Source organism: Cellulomonas chitinilytica (genome assembly GCF_016862675.1).
Classification (GTDB): domain Bacteria; phylum Actinomycetota; class Actinomycetes; order Actinomycetales; family Cellulomonadaceae; genus Cellulomonas; species Cellulomonas chitinilytica.
The window spans coordinates 198,309-214,371 of sequence record NZ_BONK01000001.1 but is presented as its reverse complement, the minus strand read 5'-3'; the positions used below and the strand labels follow the sequence as shown (position 1 = coordinate 214,371).

The following is a 16,063-nucleotide window of genomic DNA, read 5'->3' as shown; positions in this document are numbered from 1 at the left end:
GACACTGGGGCCATGGGTCATCTCGACATCGGCGGCATCGGCTACGTGCTCCCCGACGGCCGTCCGCTCCTCGACGACGTGACGTTCCGCGTCGCCGACGGCGCACGCGTCGCGCTGGTCGGGCCCAACGGTGTCGGCAAGTCCACGCTGCTGCGCATCGTCGCCGGCGACGAGCAGCCGCACGCGGGGTCGGTCGGTCGCAGCGGGGGGCTCGGGGTGATGCGGCAGGACGTCGGACGGATCGACGACGACCGGTCGATCCGGGACCTGCTGGCGTCGCTGGCGCCCGTGGCGGTCCGCGACGCCGCCGTCGAGCTGACGGCCGCGGAGCTGGGGATCATGGAGGTCGACGACGAGCCCGCGCAGATGCGGTACGCGCAGGCGCTCGTCGACTGGGCGGACGTCGGCGGCTACGAGGCGGAGGCCGGCTGGGACCGGGTCACGGACGCGGTGCTGTCGATCCCGTTCGAGCAGGCGCAGCACCGCGAGGTCCGCTCGCTGTCCGGCGGTGAGCAGAAGCGGCTCGTGCTGGAGGCGCTGCTGCGCGGCCCCGACGAGGTGCTCCTGCTCGACGAGCCGGACAACGCGCTCGACGTACCGACGAAGCGCTGGCTGGAGCAGCGGCTCGTCGCGTCGCCGAAGACGGTGCTGCTGGTGAGCCACGACCGGGAGCTGCTGTCGAACGTCGCCACGCACGTCGCGACGCTCGAGCCCACGGTCGTCGGGGCGTCCGTGTGGGTGCACGGCGGCGGCTTCGCCACGTACCACCAGGCCCGGGAGGACAGGCGCTCGCGGGCGGAGGAGCTGCTGCGGCGCTGGGAGGAGGAGCACGCGAAGCTCAAGGAGCTCGTGCTCACGCTGAAGACGAAGTCCGCGTTCAACGACGGCCTCGCGTCGCGGTACCAGGCGGCGCAGACGCGGCTGCGCAAGTTCGAGGAGGCCGGCCCGCCGACGATCCTGTCGCGCGAGCAGTCGGTCAAGGTGCGACTGCGGGGCGGCCGGACGGCGAAGCGCGCGGTCGTCGCGACCGGGCTCGAGCTCACCGGGCTCATGCAGCCGTTCGACCTCGAGGTCTGGTTCGGCGAGCGGGTGGCGGTGCTGGGCTCCAACGGCTCGGGCAAGTCGCACTTCCTGCGGCTGCTCGCGGCCGGCGGCAGCGATCCGGGCCCGGAGCACGAGCCCGCCGACGACACCCCGGTGAAGCCCGTCGCCCACACCGGCAAGGTCGTCCTGGGCTCGCGCGTGCGGCCGGGGTGGTTCGCGCAGAACCACGCCCACCCGGAGCTCGTCGGGCGCACGCTGCTGGAGATCCTGCACCGCGGCGACCAGCACCGGTCGGGGCTCGGCCGTGAGCAGGCCAGCAAGGCGCTCGACCGGTACGAGCTCGTCGGCCAGGCCGAGCAGACGTACGAGACCCTCTCGGGCGGTCAGCAGGCGCGGCTGCAGATCCTGCTGCTCGAGCTCGGCGGCGCGACGCTCCTGCTGCTCGACGAGCCGACCGACAACCTCGACCTGCACTCCGCCGAGGCGCTCGAGACGGGCCTCGCCGCGTTCGAGGGCACGGTCCTCGCGGTGACGCACGACCGCTGGTTCACGCGGACGTTCGACCGGTTCCTGACGTTCGGCTCGGACGGCCGCGTCGTCGAGACCCCGGAGCCGGTGTGGGACGTCGCCCGGGTGCAGCGCGCCCGCTGACGCTCCCACGGCGAGGTGCGCCGACGCTCACACGACGAGGAGCACCGCGAGCGTCGTCATGACCGCGGCGACGAGGAGGTCGAGCGCCTGCCAGGCGCGCGGCCGGGCGAACAGCGGTCGCAGGCGCGTCGCCCCGAGGCCGAGCGCCGTGAACCATACGGCGCTCGCGGTCGCGGCCCCGGCGGCGAAGCCCCACGGGGCGTCCTGCTGCCCGGCCAGGCTGCCGAGGAGCACCACGGTGTCCAGGTAGACGTGCGGGTTGAGGAAGGTCAGCGCGAGGCACGTCGCGAGCACCGCGCCGCGCCCGGCGGGGCCCGACGAGGCGGGGTCGAGCCGGCCGGGCGTCCGTGCACGTCGGACGGCGGCGAGCGCCAGGACCACCAGGAACGCCGCCCCGCCGTACCGCGCTGCGGCGAGGGCGGCGGGGTGGCTGTCGACGAGGGTGCCCAGCCCGCCGACGCCGGCCGCGATGAGCAGGACGTCGGCCGCGACGCAGACGGCGACGACGGCGCCGACGTGCTCACGTCGTAGGCCCTGGCGCAGCACGAACGCGTTCTGGGCGCCGATGGCGACGATCAGGGACAGGCCGGAGAGGAACCCGGCGAGGGCGGAGGTCACGTCGTCGACGGTAGGTCGCGGCGGTCGATGAAGACCAGCGAATGTTTCAAGGGGACATGTAGCATTGCTTCATGACGTTCGACCCGGACCAGCTCGCCGCGCTGGCGGCCTGCGTCGACGAGGGCACGTTCGAGGGTGCCGCCCGGCGGCTGCAGGTCACCCCGTCGGCCGTCAGCCAGCGGATCCGCGCGCTCGAGCAGTCCGTGGGGCAGGTCCTCGTGCGTCGGTCACGGCCCGTCGCGGCGACGCCCGCGGGGGAGGAGCTCGTCCGGCTCGCGGGCCAGGTGGCCCTGCTGACCGCGGACACCTGGTCGGCCCTGCGCTCGACCGTCGGGAGCGACGTGCCCGGCGACCCGCGCCGGCTCGCCCTCGCCGTCAACGCGGACTCCCTCGCCACGTGGTTCCCGGCCGCGCTGCGCGACCTGCCCGCCGGCGTCGTGGTGGACGTCCGGCGCGCCGACCAGGACGCCACCGCGGCCATGCTGCGCGACGGGACCGTGCTCGCCGCGGTCACCGCCGACCGCACCCCGGTGCAGGGGTGCCGGGTGCGCCCGCTCGGGGCGATGCGGTACCGGGCGATGGCCGCGCCGTCGTTTCGGGGGCGCTGGTTCCCGGACGGTCCGCACGCCGGTGCGCTCGCGGTCGCGCCGGTCGTCGTCTTCGGGCCGGACGACGCCCTGCAGCACCGGTTCGCGGGACGGGTCGCCGGGCGGGACGGCGCCGCGCCGGTGCTCGCCGGAGCGCCGGTGCATCGCATCCCCTCGACGGCGGGCTTCGTGGCGGTGCTCGCCGCCGGGGTGGGCTGGGGGATGGTGCCCGAGCAGGAGGCGGACGCGCACGCGGAGGCGGGGACGCTCGTCGACGTGGCGCCCGGTGCGTGGCTGGACGTGCCGCTGTTCTGGCAGCACTGGTCGGTCCGCACGCCGACGCTCGACGACCTCACTGCCCGGGTGGTGGCGGCCGCGCGAGCGCTGCGGCCGGGGCCGTCGCACGTCCCGCCGGACGTCCCCCCGGACGTCCCGTCGAACGTCCCGTCGAACGTCACAGCCGGCTGATTTTGACCCCGTCTCCGGGCGCCAGGTAGTCTGTTGCTTCGTTGTGCGTCCCCTGTCGCGCGCGCCGGGCTTCTCACCTGGCTGCCGCGGTGGCGTCCCGGTGCGTTTCCCACTCGCCGGACGGGATGCTCCGACAGCCATCCTCGGGTGCTCGCCGCCATGTTCTTCCAGGCGTGCGGGCGCTCATGACACGCAACACGAAACGAAGGCTACGACCGTGCGTACGTACACCCCGAAGCCCGGCGACGTCGAGCGGAACTGGTACGTCATCGACGCGACCGATGTCGTCCTGGGCCGCCTGGCCACTCACGTGGCCACGCTGCTGCGCGGCAAGCACAAGGCGACCTTTGCCCCGCACGTGGACGGTGGCGACTTCGTCATCGTCATCAACGCGGAGAAGATCGCCCTCACCGGCAACAAGCGCGAGAACAAGCTCGCGTACCGCCACTCCGGCTACCCGGGTGGTCTGCGGGCCACCGCGTACTCGGACCTGCTGGACAAGCACCCCGAGCGCGCCATCGAGAAGGCCGTCCGCGGCATGCTCCCCAAGAGCTCGCTCGCGCGTCAGCAGCTCACCAAGCTCAAGGTCTATGCCGGCAGCGAGCACCCGCACGCCGCCCAGCAGCCGAAGCCCTTCGAGATCACCCAGGTCGCGCAGCAGGCCTGAGGCCGCCGCGCGTAGAGACACAGGAACCGAGGACACCAGTGGCAGAGACCACGGTCGACATCGACCTCGAGGGCGACGACACGCCCACGACGTACACCTCTGAGACGGTCGCCCCGACGGGCCGCGGTCAGAGCATCACGGCCCCCGGCCAGGCCCTGGGCCGCCGCAAGGAGGCCATCGCCCGCGTTCGCCTGGTGCCCGGCACCGGCCAGTGGAAGGTCAACGGGCGCACGCTCGAGGACTACTTCCCGAACAAGGTGCACCAGCAGCTCGTCAACTCCCCGCTGAAGCTCGTGGACGTCGAGGGTCGCTTCGACGTCGTCGCGCGCATCACCGGTGGTGGCGTCTCCGGCCAGGCCGGCGCGCTGCGCCTGGGCATCGCCCGTGCGCTCAACGCGATCGACGCCGAGCACAACCGTCCGGCCCTCAAGAAGGCCGGCTTCCTCACTCGTGACGCCCGCGTCGTCGAGCGCAAGAAGGCCGGTCTCAAGAAGGCCCGCAAGGCCCCGCAGTACTCGAAGCGCTGATCCTTCGCGCTTCTCCGATGGCCCCGTCGGTCCACGTGACCGCCGGGGCCATCGGCATCTGCGGAACGCGCCGCGCTGCACCGGCGCTCGGACGTGCACGACGACGAAGGAGTCTGTGATGGGTCGACTGTTCGGGACCGACGGGGTCCGAGGGCTCGCCAACCGTGACGTGACCGCCGAGCTGGCCGTCGACCTCTCCGTGGCCGCCGCGCACGTGCTCGGCGCCCGCGGTGAGTTCGCCGGGCACCGGCCGCGCGCCGTCGTGGGCCGTGACTCGCGGATCTCGGGCGAGTTCCTGTCGGCGGCCGTCGCCGCCGGGCTCGCCTCCGCGGGCGTGGACGTGAACAACGTGGGCGTGCTGCCGACCCCCGCGGTCGCGTACCTCACCGCGCACCTCGGGGTCGACATCGGCGTCGTCCTGTCCGCGTCGCACAACCCGATGCCGGACAACGGCATCAAGTTCCTGGCCCGCGGCGGGCACAAGCTCGACGACGACGTCGAGCTCGCGATCGAGGCGCGGCTGACGGAGGACTGGGACCGGCCGCTCGGCGGCGACGTCGGTCGGATCCGCCTCGACACCGGCGGCGCCGGCGACCTGTACGTGCAGCACCTCGTGTCGACGATCGGCGCGCGGCTGGACGGCCTGCGCATCGCGGTCGACTGCGCAAACGGCGCCGCGAGCGAGGTCGGTCCGGCCGCGCTGCGGGAGGCCGGGGCCGACGTGGTCGTCATCAACGCGTCGCCCGACGGGCGGAACATCAACGAGAAGTGCGGCTCGACGCACCCCGAGCAGCTCCAGGCGGCGGTCGTCGCCTCGGAGGCCGACCTCGGCGTCGCGTTCGACGGCGACGCGGACCGCTGCCTCGCGGTCGACGCGACCGGCCGGCTCGTCGACGGTGACCAGATCATGGGCGTGCTCGCCCTCACGCTGCGCGACTCGGGGCGGCTCGCCCACGACACGCTCGTCGCGACCGTGATGAGCAACCTCGGGCTGCGGCTGGCGATGACCGCCGCGGGGATCCGGACGCTCGTCACCTCGGTGGGCGACCGGTACGTGCTCGAGGCGATGCGTTCCGGCGGGTACTCGCTGGGCGGCGAGCAGTCGGGCCACATCATCATGGCCGAGCACGCCACCACCGGCGACGGCATCCTCACGGCGCTGCAGCTCGCCGCGCGGGTCGCGACGACGGGGGAGTCGCTCGAGCGGCTCGCGGGCGTGGTGCAGCGCCTGCCGCAGACGCTCGTGAACGTCCCGGGCGTGGACAAGACGCGGGCGGACCAGGACGGCCCGCTGCTCGAGGCGGTGCAGGCCGCGGAGGCGTCGCTCGGCGAGACGGGCCGCGTGCTGCTGCGCTCGTCCGGCACCGAGGACCTCGTCCGCGTGATGGTCGAGGCCGCCACGCAGGCGGACGCGGACCGTGTCGCGCGCGACCTCGCCGACGTCGTCGCGGCGCGACTCGCCCTGTGACCGACGGGACCGACGCGGCCCGGCAGCGGGACGTGGCACTGCGTGACGTCGTCCTGCGGCTGCTCGAGGACGCGGGCCCGACGGGCACGGCCACGATCGTCCAGGCCGGTCACCCGGCGCTGCGGGCGGTCGCGGTCCCGTACGACGGGCAGCTCGCCGCCGACGAGCTCGCCGCGCTCGTCGCGCTCATGCGCAGGACGATGCACGCGGCGCCGGGCGTCGGGCTCGCGGCGCCGCAGCTCGGTCTGCCCGTCGCACTCGCGGTGCTCGAGGACGCGGGACTGGGCGACTCCGAGGCCGCCGCGGCACGGGAGCATGCGCCGCTGTCGTTCCGGGTGCTCGTCAACCCGCGTTACACGCCCGTCGACGGGGAGCGCGTCTCGTTCTACGAGGGGTGCCTGAGCGTGACCGGCTACCAGGCGGTCGTCGCCCGCGCCCGCAGGGTCCACCTCGTCGGGTACGACGAGACGGCACGCCCGCTCGACGAGGTCGTCACGGGCTGGTCGGCGCGGATCGTCCAGCACGAGACCGACCACCTGGGCGGGACGCTGTACGTCGACCGTGCCGAGCTGCGCTCGCTCGCCGCGTCGAACGAGCTCGGCTACCGCTGGGCCAGCGAGCCGCGCCCGGAGGGGGCTGCGAAGGCCCTGCGGTTCCCGCTCGAGCCGTGAGCGCCCCCGAGTCGGGGTGGGGGTCGCCCCAGGGGTGATCCGGGGGTTCCCCCGATGTCGCGGGGGTGGTCGGGAACCTACGGTGGAGGGACGGCGCCGCACCGGTGCGCCCCCCGACCGCAGGAGCTGATGACACGTGCTGGAGGCCTGGGCCCTCGCGCTCGCCGGCTCCCCGTGGGTCTTCGTCGTGCTCTACCTGTTCGCGGCGGTCGACGGCTTCTTCCCGCCCGTGCCGAGCGAGTCCGTGGTCATCGCGATGGCGACGCTCGCGATGTCGACGGGCGCGCCGAACCTCGCGCTCGTGATGCTCGTCGCCGCGGCGGGGGCGTTCACGGGGGACCAGATCGCGTACCAGATCGGCCGCATGGTCAAGGTCCGCGAGCTGCGGTTCATGCGCGGTCCACGCGGACGAGCCGCCCTCGACTGGGCCGGGCGTGCGCTGGCGGAGCGCGGGCCGTCGTTCATCATCGCCGCGCGGTACATCCCCGTGGGTCGCGTCGCCGTGAACATGACGGCGGGCACGCTGCAGTACCCGCGTCGGCGGTTCGTGGGCCTCACGGCGCTGGCCGCGGTGACGTGGGCGCTGTACTCCACGGCGATCGGTGTCGGGGCCGGTGCGTGGCTGGGCGGTCACCCGTGGGTCGCGATCGCCGTCGGTGTCGTGGGCGGCTTCCTCATCGGCATGCTCGTGGACTGGGTGCTCCGCCACGGGCGTGTGACGCTGGACCGGCTGCGGGGGCGTGGCCCCCGGCACGGGGACGTGCCGCCGGCGGGGCCGCGGGCGGTGGGGGACCTGACCCCGGTGCCTCCCACGAGCCTGGACCGGGAGGTCACAGAGCGCTCACGATCGGAGCCCGCGGCCTAACGATCCGGTCACAGCGGGGGTGACTCGCCCGGAGCGTGCCTATTCTCGGAGCGGGTCGACGTCGGTGTCGGCACTCCCGCACCCGCGCCGGCCCCGAGGGGGTTGCGTCGTCGTGCGGTTCGACGACACAGGGGGCGGCGATGACGGCACGTGCACGGGCAGGGGGCGGTCGGTCCGGCCGCGCCGTCGCCGTGCCCGTGCTCCTGCCCGTGCTCGTGCTCGGTCCGGCACTGCTCGCCGGGTGCGCGGGGAGCCCCGAGCCGACCACACCCGTCGCCCGCGTCGCGTCGCAGGCCGACTGCCTCGCCCCGCAGGTCCTCTCGGCGCTCGAGCTCGTCCCCGCGTCGACGGACGGCAAGGTGCGGCGCACCGCGCACCCCGACGTCCCCGCGGCGGGCCGGATCCCCGACGACTTCATGCCCGAGAGCGTCGTCACGTGCACCACGGGCGAGCGGCTGCGGGACGCGTCCGGCACGTGGGCGGCAGTCACGCAGGCGCGGCTCGAGGGTGACCTGGGCCCGCTGCTGGCGCTGATCGACCGGAACCGCACGGAGCCCGCGGGGACGTGCGGCGGCGAGGGGCCGACCCGGACCGTCGTGTGGCTGGTCGACGCGCTCGGACGGGCGGTGCGGCCGCTGGTCCCGGTCGACCCGTGCGGCGCCCCGACGCAGGAGGTCCGTGACACGCTGGCGGCGCTCGACGGCACGGACAGCACCGACTACCCGGTGGAGCTGCTCGTGCCGCGGGGCACGCCCCGGAGCTGACCGCTCAGAGCTTGCGGAGCCGGACCCGCTCGACCGAGTGGTCGGGCCCCTTGGTGAGCACGAGGGTCGCGCGGCTGCGCGTCGGCAGGATGTTCTGCTCGAGGTTCGGGGCGTTGATGGAGTCCCAGATCTGCTCGGCGCGTTCGACGGCCTCGTCGTCCGAGAGCGACGCGTACCGGTGGAAGAACGACTCCGGCTTGGCGAACGCCGTCTCCCGCAGGGTGAGGAACCGGTCGACGTACCACTGGCGCACGTCCGACGTGCGGGCGTCGACGTAGATCGAGAAGTCGAAGAAGTCGCTCACGGCGAGGTTCGACGAGCCCTCCGCGGTCGGCCGGGCGGGCTGCAGCACGTTGAGGCCCTCGACGATGAGCACGTCGGGCCGGTTCACGACCGTCTCGCGTCCCGGGACGATGTCGTACGTGAGGTGGTCGTACACCGGGGCGCGGACCTCGGGGCGGCCGGCCTTGACCTTGGACACGAACCGGAGCAGGGCCCGGCGGTCGTACGACTCGGGGAAGCCCTTGCGCTCCATCAGCCCTCGCCGCTCGAGCTCGGCGTTCGGGTAGAGGAAGCCGTCGGTGGTGATGAGCTGGACGCGGGGGGTGGCGGGCCACCGGGCGAGGAGCTCGCGCAGCAGGCGCGCGGTGGTGGACTTGCCCACGGCGACCGACCCGGCGACGCCGATGACGAACGGCGTGCCGCCGACGTCCTCGCGCAGGAACGTGCTGGACGCGGCGTGCAGCGCCCGGGTCGCCTCGATGTGCAGGTCGAGGAGCCGGGAGATCGGGCGGTAGATCGCGTCGACCTCGGCGAGGTCGATCGGGTCGCCGAGGCCGGCGAGGCGCTCGACGTCGGCATCGGTGAGGGGCAGCGGCGTGGAGGCCGACAGCCGGGTCCACGCGTCGCGGTCCAGGTCGACGTACGGCGTGGCCGGGGTGAGCGACGGTGGCACGGGACGATTGTGCCGGACGTCGCGGCCGGCACGGCGCACGGGGCCGTGCACGCGGTCGTCCGCCGGTCCCGCAGGGCCGGTGCAGGCGGCGCGGGCGTCAGGCCCGGAAGCCGGTGAGCAGCGCGCGCACGCTCGTCTCGAACTGGGGGCGGACGGCGTCGTCGGCCGCCGAGGTGGCGGCCGGTGTCAGCGGGAGCGCACCGAGCAGGTCGGCCATGACCCAGCCGTGCACCTGCGTCCAGGTGGCGGTGGCGAGCGTGTCGGGGTCGTCGGCGCGCAGGGCGCCCGTGGCGAGCGCACGGTCGATGCGGGACCGGTGGGCCGCGAGCGAGGCGGTGCCGCGCGCCTGGACGGCGGGACGTCCGACCATCCCCGGGACGACGGGCGTGAACATGACGACGTAGAGGGTGCGGTGGTCCAGGGCCCACGTGCGGTAGGCGTGGGCGGCGCGGACGAGCCGTTCGACGGGGTCGGGCTCGTCGTCGGACGCGGAGACGGTGGCGTCGAAGCCGTCCCACGCGTCGAGGAGGACGGCCTCGACGAGCCCGGCCTTGTCGCCGAAGTGCGTGTAGACGCCGATCGTGGAGCACCCGGACCGGCCGGCGACGAGCCGCACGGTGAGCGCGTCGACGCCCTGGTCGGCGACGATCGCCGAGGCCTCGGTGAGGATGCGGCGGCGCAGGGCGCTCGGGGACGGGACGGTTGACGACGCGGAAGGCACATCACTACGTTATGCGCATAACAACGTAATGCCAGCCCAGGCGCGTCCTGAACCGGGTGCGTCGACCCCCGGGCGGATGGCCCCGGGGCGCTGCGCCCGCACACACCCGTCGAGACCGAAGGTGACCGCCATGCCCCGGACCTCCCCCCGCCGCGCCCTCGTGGTCGACGTCCGCCCCGCGGTCGCCGGGGTGGTGCTGCTCGCGCTCGCCGCCTGCGGGGCCGCCGCACGCGGGAGCGGCGACGTCGCGCCGCCGTCGACCCCCACCGCCACCGTCGCGCCCACGCCCGAGCCGGGGGCCTCGGCCCTCGTGCTCACGAGCCCCGACGTCGACGCCCGCGGTGCCGTGCCCGACTGGGGCGTCGGCGCGGTGGGCACGTACTGCTCCGGACCGAACCGCTCGCCGAGCCTCGACTGGGCCGGCGGACCGGCCGGCACCCGGTCGTACGCGCTCACGATGACGAACACCGTCGCGCCCAGCCACGTGTCGTGGGTCGTCACCGGCATCCCCGCCGACGCCGCGCACCTCGACCAGGCCGAGGGCGGCCACCTCACCACCGGCGTCGTCGGCACGAGCCTGGCCGGGGCGGGGCAGTACGTGGGCCCGTGCCGCGGCGGCGTCGACTACACGCTGACGCTCTACGCGCTCGACACCCCGGTCGCCGGGACCGCACGGACGGACCTCGACGAGCTCGGAGCCCTCGTCGAGGGTCACGTGCTCGCGACCGCGACCCTCGTGATCCGCCGGCCCGGCCGATGATCACGCCCGCGGCGGCGACCGGCGGGCCGCCCGAGCGTGCCCGGTAGACTCCCCGCCATGTGTGGAATCGTCGGCTACGTCGGTAGCAGTGTGCCCAGCGACCGTCCTCTCGAGGTGGCGATCGAGGGCCTGCGGAGGCTCGAGTACCGCGGGTACGACTCGGCCGGTGTCGCGCTCGTCACCCCGGGCGGCGGCCTCGCGACCGCCAAGAAGGCCGGCAAGCTGGCCAACCTCGTCGAGGAGCTCGACCTCCACCCGCTGCCTGCCGCGACCGCCGCGATCGGGCACACCCGCTGGGCGACCCACGGCGGCCCGACGGACGTCAACGCGCACCCCCACGTGGCGGGTCGGCTCGCGGTCATCCACAACGGCATCGTCGAGAACTTCGCGGCGCTCAAGGCCGGCCTCGTGGCGCAGGGGGTGGAGTTCGCCTCGGAGACGGACACCGAGGTCGCCGCGCAGCTGATCTCGCGCGCGTACGACGAGACGAAGGACCTCACGACCGCCATGGCGCAGGTCGCGCGGACGCTGCACGGCACGTTCACGCTGCTCGCCGTGCACGCCGACGCGCCCGACGTCGTGGTGGGCGCCCGGCACGACTCGCCGCTCGTCGTCGGGATCGGCGACGGCGAGAACTTCCTCGGGTCGGACGTGTCCGCGTTCATCGCGCACACGCGCTCGGCGCTCGAGCTCGGCCAGGACCAGGTCGTCACGATCACGCCGACCTCCGTCGAGGTCACCGACTTCGACGGCGCACCGGCGCAGGCGCGGGCGTACACGGTGGACTGGGACGCGGCCGCCGCCGAGAAGGGCGGCTTCAGGTCCTTCATGGACAAGGAGATCCACGACCAGCCGCACGCCGTCGCGGACACGCTGCTGGGCCGCACGGACGCCCAGGGCCGCCTGGTGCTCGACGAGGTCCGCATCGACGAGTCGGTGCTGCGGTCCGTCGACAAGATCGTCGTCATCGCGTGCGGCACCGCCGCGTACGCCGGGCAGGTCGCCAAGTACGCCATCGAGCACTGGTGCCGCGTCCCGGTCGAGGTGGAGCTCGCGCACGAGTTCCGCTACCGCGACCCGGTCGTCAACGAGCGGACCCTCGTGGTCGCTGTGTCGCAGTCCGGCGAGACGATGGACACGCTCATGGCGGTGCGGCACGCGCGCGAGCAGGGCGCGAAGGTGCTCGCGATCGTCAACACGCACGGCTCGACGATCCCGCGCGAGGCGGACGCCGTCCTCTACACGCACGCCGGTCCGGAGATCGCCGTCGCGTCGACGAAGGCGTTCCTCGCGCAGATCACGGCCGCCTACCTGCTCGGCCTGTACCTCGCGCAGCTGCGCGGGAACATGTTCGCCGACGAGGTCACCGCGATCCTCGACGAGCTCCGTGCGATGCCCGACAAGATCCAGCAGGTCCTCGACCGCGCCGGGCGGGTGCGCGAGATCGCCCGGTGGATGGCCGACACGCAGTCGGTGCTGTTCCTCGGCCGGCACGTCGGGTTCCCCGTCGCGATGGAGGGCGCGCTCAAGCTCAAGGAGCTCGCGTACATCCACGCCGAGGGGTTCGCGGCGGGCGAGCTCAAGCACGGGCCGATCGCGCTCATCGAGCCCGGGCAGCCCGTGTTCGTCATCGTGCCGTCGCCGCGCGGTCGTGACTCGCTGCACTCGAAGGTCGTCTCCAACATCCAGGAGATCCGTGCCCGCGGTGCGCGCACGCTGGTGATCGCGGAGGACGGCGACGAGGCCGTGCGGCCGTTCGCGGACGAGGTGTTCTACGTGCCGAAGTCGCCGACGCTGCTCGCGCCGCTGCTCGCCGTGGTGCCGCTGCAGGTGTTCGCGTGCGAGCTGGCGACCGCCAAGGGGCTCGACGTGGACCAGCCGCGCAACCTGGCCAAGTCCGTCACCGTCGAGTGACGCGCCGGACCCGCGCGTGATCGTCGGCGTCGGCATCGACGTCGTCGACGTCGCCCGCTTCGTCGCGACCCTGCACCGGGTGCCGGCGTTGCGGGACAAGCTGTTCACCCCGGAGGAGCGCGAGATGCCGGAGACGTCGCTCGCCGCGCGGTTCGCCGCCAAGGAGGCCATCGCGAAGGCGTTGGGCGCACCCCCGGGGATGAGCTGGCAGGACGCGACCGTCCGTCGGATCTCCGGGGCGCAGCCCGAGATCGAGGTCGTCGGCACCGTGCTCGCGCGGGCGACCGAGCTCGGGGTCAGCCGGTTCCACCTGTCGATCTCGCACGACGCGGGGATCGCCTCCGCGGTCGTCGTCGCGGAACGGGACTGATCGATGACGTACACCGTGAGCGACGACCGGGACCGCGTCGACCGGGATGCCGTCTGGCGGCTGCTCTCGACCGAGGCGTACTGGGGCCGGTGGCGCGAGCGCGAGCACCTCGATCGACAGATCGACGCGTCCTGGCGGGTCGTCGGCGTGTGGGACGACGCGACGGGTGCGACCGTCGGGTTCGCCCGGGCCGTCTCGGACGGCGTGGACTTCGCCTACCTCGCGGACGTGATCGTCGACCCGGCGCACCGCGGCCACGGGCTGGGCAGGCGCATCGTCTCGACGATGGTCGACGACGGCCCCGGCGCCCGGTTCCGGTGGGTGCTCGCCACCGCGGACGCGCACGGGCTGTACAGCGGGTACGGGTTCGGCGAGCCGGGGGGAACGATCATGGTCCGCCCGAGCCGGAACGGCTGACGGGTCAGCCGCGGTACGGCTGCGGCACCGCCGGGCCGGGCGGCCGTCCGCTCAGCGCGAGCGTCCGCCCGCCTGCACCGACCGGCCCGGTCAGCCACAGCGTCCCCGTGCGGGGGCACCGCTGCAGCGTGCCACCTGGCACGGGCGCGGCGACGCCCGTCCACGTGACCAGGTGGAACGCGGCGTAGTCGGAGGCGAGGGGGTCCGCGACCCAGCGGTCCGTCGTGCACCGGCACGTGGAGCCCGCCTGCGACCGGGCGAGCGCCTCGGCGGCGGCCCGACGGTCGCGGCGGCGGCGGAGGCCGGCACGGACCGCGGCGCGTGCGCCGAGCGCGCCGGCCACCACGCCGAGCGCCCCGACGACGACGAACACACCGAGCGTCGCCCCCGACGTCGCCCACGCGGCATCCCCGCTCAGGGCACGGCCCACGCTCGCGACGACGGTCAGGTCCACCACGACGGCGACGGTCCCGCCCGCGATGACCGCGAGCATGTACCACCCGGCCGACTGCGACTCGCGCGACGTGGTCCCCCCCTTGTCCTCGTCGTAGACCCTGGTGCGCAGCTCGCGCCAGACGGACGTCTCGGTGCGCGTCAGACCCGGCGCCCGCACCAGCGCGAGGAAGCCGAACGCGGCGGCCGGCGCGACGAACCGCATGAGCTGGGCATCCCCGTGCATCGCTGCGACGAGCGCCGTCGCGGCCAGGACGGCCGCGGCGCACGCACCCGCCACCCAGTACCGGAGCAGGGACGGCGTGAGGCGCTTGGCGGCGGCGCGCACGTCGGCGTTCGCCGGCACACGGACGTCCACCGCGTGCAGCAGGAGGCGCGCCCCCGCGCGGTCGCCGCGGGCGGCGAGCGCGTCGGCGATCACGAGCGCGGTCGCCACGTCGGGCTCGGCCCGCCGCCGCAGCGTGCGGTCGGCCCAGGCCGCGACGAGCGCGCCGAGCCTTGCGGCGTCCTTCGCGGGCCGGGCCGCGAGCGCCGCGACGGCCGTCCGCACGAAGGACTCCCCGGTGGAGCGCTCCGGCCCGGCGGCCACCCGAGCGCGGTCGGCCGTGTCCCGGTCGCCGCGGGCGTCCGCCGCCGCGGCGACCAGCGGGGCCACCGTCGCCGCCGGCCAGCGTGACGCGGCCGACCCGAGGAGCGCGGACCACGACTGGTCGTCGCGGCGCGCGGCCCGCACCGCGCTGAGCACGAGCTGCGGGTAGGCGACGTCGCCGGTCGGCGAGGCCGCCCGGGCGGCGCGGTCGAGGGTGACGTCGGCCTCGTCGAGGCGGCCGACGAGCAGGAGGTCGCGGGCGCGCAGCACGTCCGGCACGGCCGGGTCGGGCCCGGACCATGGTCCGGCGGGACGGCGGTCGTCGAGCGCGAGGGCGAGGGTGGGCTCGTCGGCGGCGCGGGCCGCGTCCGTCCACCACCACCAGGACGCGAGGACCTCGTCGTGCTCCAGGGGCAGGGCGGCGCCCTGGGGGACCGTGCCGGGGTGCTGCGCGGTGCCCGGCGCGCCTCCCTGCCCGGTGCCGGGGTGCGGGGTGCCGCTCCACGTGCTCACGGGTCGAGCATCGACATCCAGGCCCGGCCACTTGAACCGCGCACGCTCACCGCAGGGCGGCGACGACCTCGCGCTCGAACAGCTCGATGCTCGACCGGTCGTACGCGGCGTCGAGGAAGTACGTGATCGCGTACGTCATGCCGAGCGCCTCGAGCGCCGTGAGCTTGTCGACGAGCTGCTCGGGCGTCCCGACGAGCGTGCCCCGGCGGAACTCCTCGGCGACCTCGGCGGCCTTGTTCGGCACGGTCAGGGAGAGGTGCTCCTCGACCCACGCGGCCTTGTCGTCCACGTCGGCCTGAGTCTCGCCGATGACCACGTTGTAGTTGGCGGACCGCGTGATCTCCTCGAACGGGCGGCCGATCGCCTCGCAGTGGCCGCGCAGGACCTCCGACTTGCGCGCGAAGCCGTCGAGGGAGCCGTCGAAGTTCGTGTACTGCGCGTGCTCGGCGGCGATGCGCAGGGTCTTCTTCTCGCCGCCGCCGGCGACCCACAGCGGGGGACCGTCCACCTGCAGGGGGAGCGGTGACAGCTGTGCGCCGTCCACCTGGTAGTGCTCGCCGTCGAGCGTCGCGACGCCGTTCGTCCAGAGCTGCTTGAAGATCTGCACGCCCTCGTCGAGCATCGCGATGCGCTCGCCGGCGCGCGGGAAGCCGTAGCCGTATGCCCGCCACTCGTGCTCGTACCAGCCGGCGCCGATGCCCATCTGCACGCGGCCGCCGGAGATGACGTCGGCCGTCGCGGCGACCTTCGCCAGGTACGCGGGGTTGCGGTACGCCATGCACGTGCACATCTGCCCGAGCTTCACGCGTGACGTCGTCGCCGCGAAGGCGTTGATGAGGCTCCACGCCTCGTGCGTGGCCTCGCCGTTCGGCTCAGGCACCGCGTGGAAGTGGTCGTACACCCAGATCGAGTCGAAGGTCTCGCCCTGGTCGGCGTGCTGCGCGAGACCGTTCATTACGGCCCAGTGGTCGCGCGTCTCGATGCCGGTGAGGTCCTGCCGCCAGCCCTGCGGGATGAAGAGTCCGAATCGCATGCCAGGCA

At 74.2% G+C, this 16,063-nt stretch carries 17 protein-coding genes; 12 read left to right on the top strand and 5 right to left on the bottom strand.

Annotated elements, in window-relative coordinates; translation table 11 throughout:
* Positions 1 to 12: 12 nt before the first annotated feature.
* Complete coding sequence (locus tag Cch01nite_RS00980; protein WP_203747429.1) at positions 13 to 1,695, top strand: ABC-F family ATP-binding cassette domain-containing protein; 1,683 nt, start codon at positions 13 to 15, stop codon at positions 1,693 to 1,695.
* 27 nt (positions 1,696 to 1,722) lie between these two features.
* On the opposite strand, the gene Cch01nite_RS00975 is transcribed toward Cch01nite_RS00980, so the two are convergent.
* Positions 1,723 to 2,313, bottom strand: coding sequence for a LysE/ArgO family amino acid transporter (locus Cch01nite_RS00975; RefSeq protein WP_203747426.1), 591 nt, complete (start codon positions 2,311 to 2,313; stop codon positions 1,723 to 1,725).
* A gap of 71 nt (positions 2,314 to 2,384) precedes the next feature.
* Between Cch01nite_RS00975 and Cch01nite_RS00970 the strand changes: the two genes are divergently transcribed.
* From Cch01nite_RS00970 to Cch01nite_RS00940, 7 genes are all read left to right on the top strand, one after another.
* On the top strand, positions 2,385 to 3,368 hold the full coding sequence (locus Cch01nite_RS00970; protein ID WP_203747424.1) for a LysR family transcriptional regulator ArgP: 984 nt from the start codon (positions 2,385 to 2,387) through the stop codon (positions 3,366 to 3,368).
* A 217-nt stretch (positions 3,369 to 3,585) separates the two neighbouring features.
* Positions 3,586 to 4,035: a 50S ribosomal protein L13 gene (rplM, locus tag Cch01nite_RS00965; RefSeq protein ID WP_203747422.1), complete on the top strand. Its 450-nt coding sequence runs from the start codon at positions 3,586 to 3,588 to the stop codon at positions 4,033 to 4,035.
* A gap of 38 nt (positions 4,036 to 4,073) precedes the next feature.
* A complete protein-coding gene (gene rpsI, locus Cch01nite_RS00960) occupies positions 4,074 to 4,562 on the top strand; it encodes a 30S ribosomal protein S9 (protein WP_203747420.1) in 489 nt (162 codons plus the stop codon).
* A gap of 118 nt (positions 4,563 to 4,680) precedes the next feature.
* On the top strand, positions 4,681 to 6,030 hold the full coding sequence (gene glmM, locus Cch01nite_RS00955) for a phosphoglucosamine mutase (RefSeq protein WP_203747418.1): 1,350 nt from the start codon (positions 4,681 to 4,683) through the stop codon (positions 6,028 to 6,030).
* Positions 6,027 to 6,701: a peptide deformylase gene (locus tag Cch01nite_RS00950; protein ID WP_203747416.1), complete on the top strand. Its 675-nt coding sequence runs from the start codon at positions 6,027 to 6,029 to the stop codon at positions 6,699 to 6,701. The genes glmM and Cch01nite_RS00950 overlap by 4 nt, the downstream gene beginning before the upstream one ends.
* 136 nt (positions 6,702 to 6,837) lie before the next feature.
* Positions 6,838 to 7,566 carry a DedA family protein gene (locus Cch01nite_RS00945; protein ID WP_239069706.1) on the top strand — a complete coding sequence of 243 codons (729 nt, stop codon included), beginning with the start codon at positions 6,838 to 6,840 and terminating at the stop codon, positions 7,564 to 7,566.
* A 140-nt stretch (positions 7,567 to 7,706) separates the two neighbouring features.
* The gene (locus tag Cch01nite_RS00940; protein ID WP_203747415.1) at positions 7,707 to 8,330 is read left to right on the top strand and encodes a hypothetical protein; all 624 of its coding nucleotides are present in this window, start codon (positions 7,707 to 7,709) and stop codon (positions 8,328 to 8,330) included.
* Positions 8,331 to 8,334: 4 nt separating this feature from the next.
* On the opposite strand, the gene coaA is transcribed toward Cch01nite_RS00940, so the two are convergent.
* Together coaA and Cch01nite_RS00930 are read right to left on the bottom strand one after the other, a co-directional pair.
* Positions 8,335 to 9,285 (bottom strand): type I pantothenate kinase, encoded by a 951-nt coding sequence (gene coaA, locus Cch01nite_RS00935; RefSeq protein WP_203747412.1) that lies wholly within the window; start codon positions 9,283 to 9,285, stop codon positions 8,335 to 8,337.
* A 97-nt stretch (positions 9,286 to 9,382) separates the two neighbouring features.
* The gene (locus Cch01nite_RS00930) at positions 9,383 to 10,006 is read right to left on the bottom strand and encodes a TetR/AcrR family transcriptional regulator (RefSeq protein ID WP_203747409.1); all 624 of its coding nucleotides are present in this window, start codon (positions 10,004 to 10,006) and stop codon (positions 9,383 to 9,385) included.
* Positions 10,007 to 10,136: 130 nt separating this feature from the next.
* Between Cch01nite_RS00930 and Cch01nite_RS00925 the strand changes: the two genes are divergently transcribed.
* The 4 genes from Cch01nite_RS00925 to Cch01nite_RS00910 are packed head-to-tail and all read left to right on the top strand — an operon-like array spanning position 10,137 to position 13,467.
* Positions 10,137 to 10,766 (top strand): YbhB/YbcL family Raf kinase inhibitor-like protein, encoded by a 630-nt coding sequence (locus tag Cch01nite_RS00925; RefSeq protein ID WP_203747406.1) that lies wholly within the window; start codon positions 10,137 to 10,139, stop codon positions 10,764 to 10,766.
* Between the two features lie 57 nt (positions 10,767 to 10,823).
* On the top strand, positions 10,824 to 12,680 hold the full coding sequence (gene glmS, locus Cch01nite_RS00920) for a glutamine--fructose-6-phosphate transaminase (isomerizing) (RefSeq protein WP_203747403.1): 1,857 nt from the start codon (positions 10,824 to 10,826) through the stop codon (positions 12,678 to 12,680).
* A gap of 16 nt (positions 12,681 to 12,696) precedes the next feature.
* Positions 12,697 to 13,050: a holo-ACP synthase gene (locus tag Cch01nite_RS00915; RefSeq protein WP_203747400.1), complete on the top strand. Its 354-nt coding sequence runs from the start codon at positions 12,697 to 12,699 to the stop codon at positions 13,048 to 13,050.
* Positions 13,051 to 13,053: 3 nt separating this feature from the next.
* Positions 13,054 to 13,467, top strand: coding sequence for a GNAT family N-acetyltransferase (locus Cch01nite_RS00910; protein ID WP_203747397.1), 414 nt, complete (start codon positions 13,054 to 13,056; stop codon positions 13,465 to 13,467).
* Between the two features lie 4 nt (positions 13,468 to 13,471).
* Here the strand turns inward: Cch01nite_RS00910 and Cch01nite_RS00905 are convergent, their stop codons facing one another.
* Both Cch01nite_RS00905 and Cch01nite_RS00900 read right to left on the bottom strand, forming a co-directional pair.
* On the bottom strand, positions 13,472 to 15,022 hold the full coding sequence (locus Cch01nite_RS00905) for a hypothetical protein (protein WP_203747394.1): 1,551 nt from the start codon (positions 15,020 to 15,022) through the stop codon (positions 13,472 to 13,474).
* 46 nt (positions 15,023 to 15,068) lie between these two features.
* Positions 15,069 to 16,055 (bottom strand): LLM class F420-dependent oxidoreductase, encoded by a 987-nt coding sequence (locus Cch01nite_RS00900; protein ID WP_203747391.1) that lies wholly within the window; start codon positions 16,053 to 16,055, stop codon positions 15,069 to 15,071.
* Between the last annotated feature and the right edge of the window lie 8 nt (positions 16,056 to 16,063).

Excerpts from the sequence above, each read along its gene's own strand:
- Cch01nite_RS00970 (WP_203747424.1), top strand. The coding sequence starts at position 2,385 with ATGACGTTCGACCCGGACCAGCTCGCCGCGCTGGCGGCCTGCGTCGAC.
- glmS (WP_203747403.1), top strand. The coding sequence starts at position 10,824 with ATGTGTGGAATCGTCGGCTACGTCGGTAGCAGTGTGCCCAGCGACCGT.
- glmM (WP_203747418.1), top strand. The coding sequence starts at position 4,681 with ATGGGTCGACTGTTCGGGACCGACGGGGTCCGAGGGCTCGCCAACCGT.
- Cch01nite_RS00900 (WP_203747391.1), bottom strand. The coding sequence starts at position 16,055 with ATGCGATTCGGACTCTTCATCCCGCAGGGCTGGCGGCAGGACCTCACC.
- Cch01nite_RS00910 (WP_203747397.1), top strand. The coding sequence starts at position 13,054 with ATGACGTACACCGTGAGCGACGACCGGGACCGCGTCGACCGGGATGCC.
- Cch01nite_RS00940 (WP_203747415.1), top strand. The coding sequence starts at position 7,707 with ATGACGGCACGTGCACGGGCAGGGGGCGGTCGGTCCGGCCGCGCCGTC.
- Cch01nite_RS00925 (WP_203747406.1), top strand. The coding sequence starts at position 10,137 with ATGCCCCGGACCTCCCCCCGCCGCGCCCTCGTGGTCGACGTCCGCCCC.
- Cch01nite_RS00980 (WP_203747429.1), top strand. The coding sequence starts at position 13 with ATGGGTCATCTCGACATCGGCGGCATCGGCTACGTGCTCCCCGACGGC.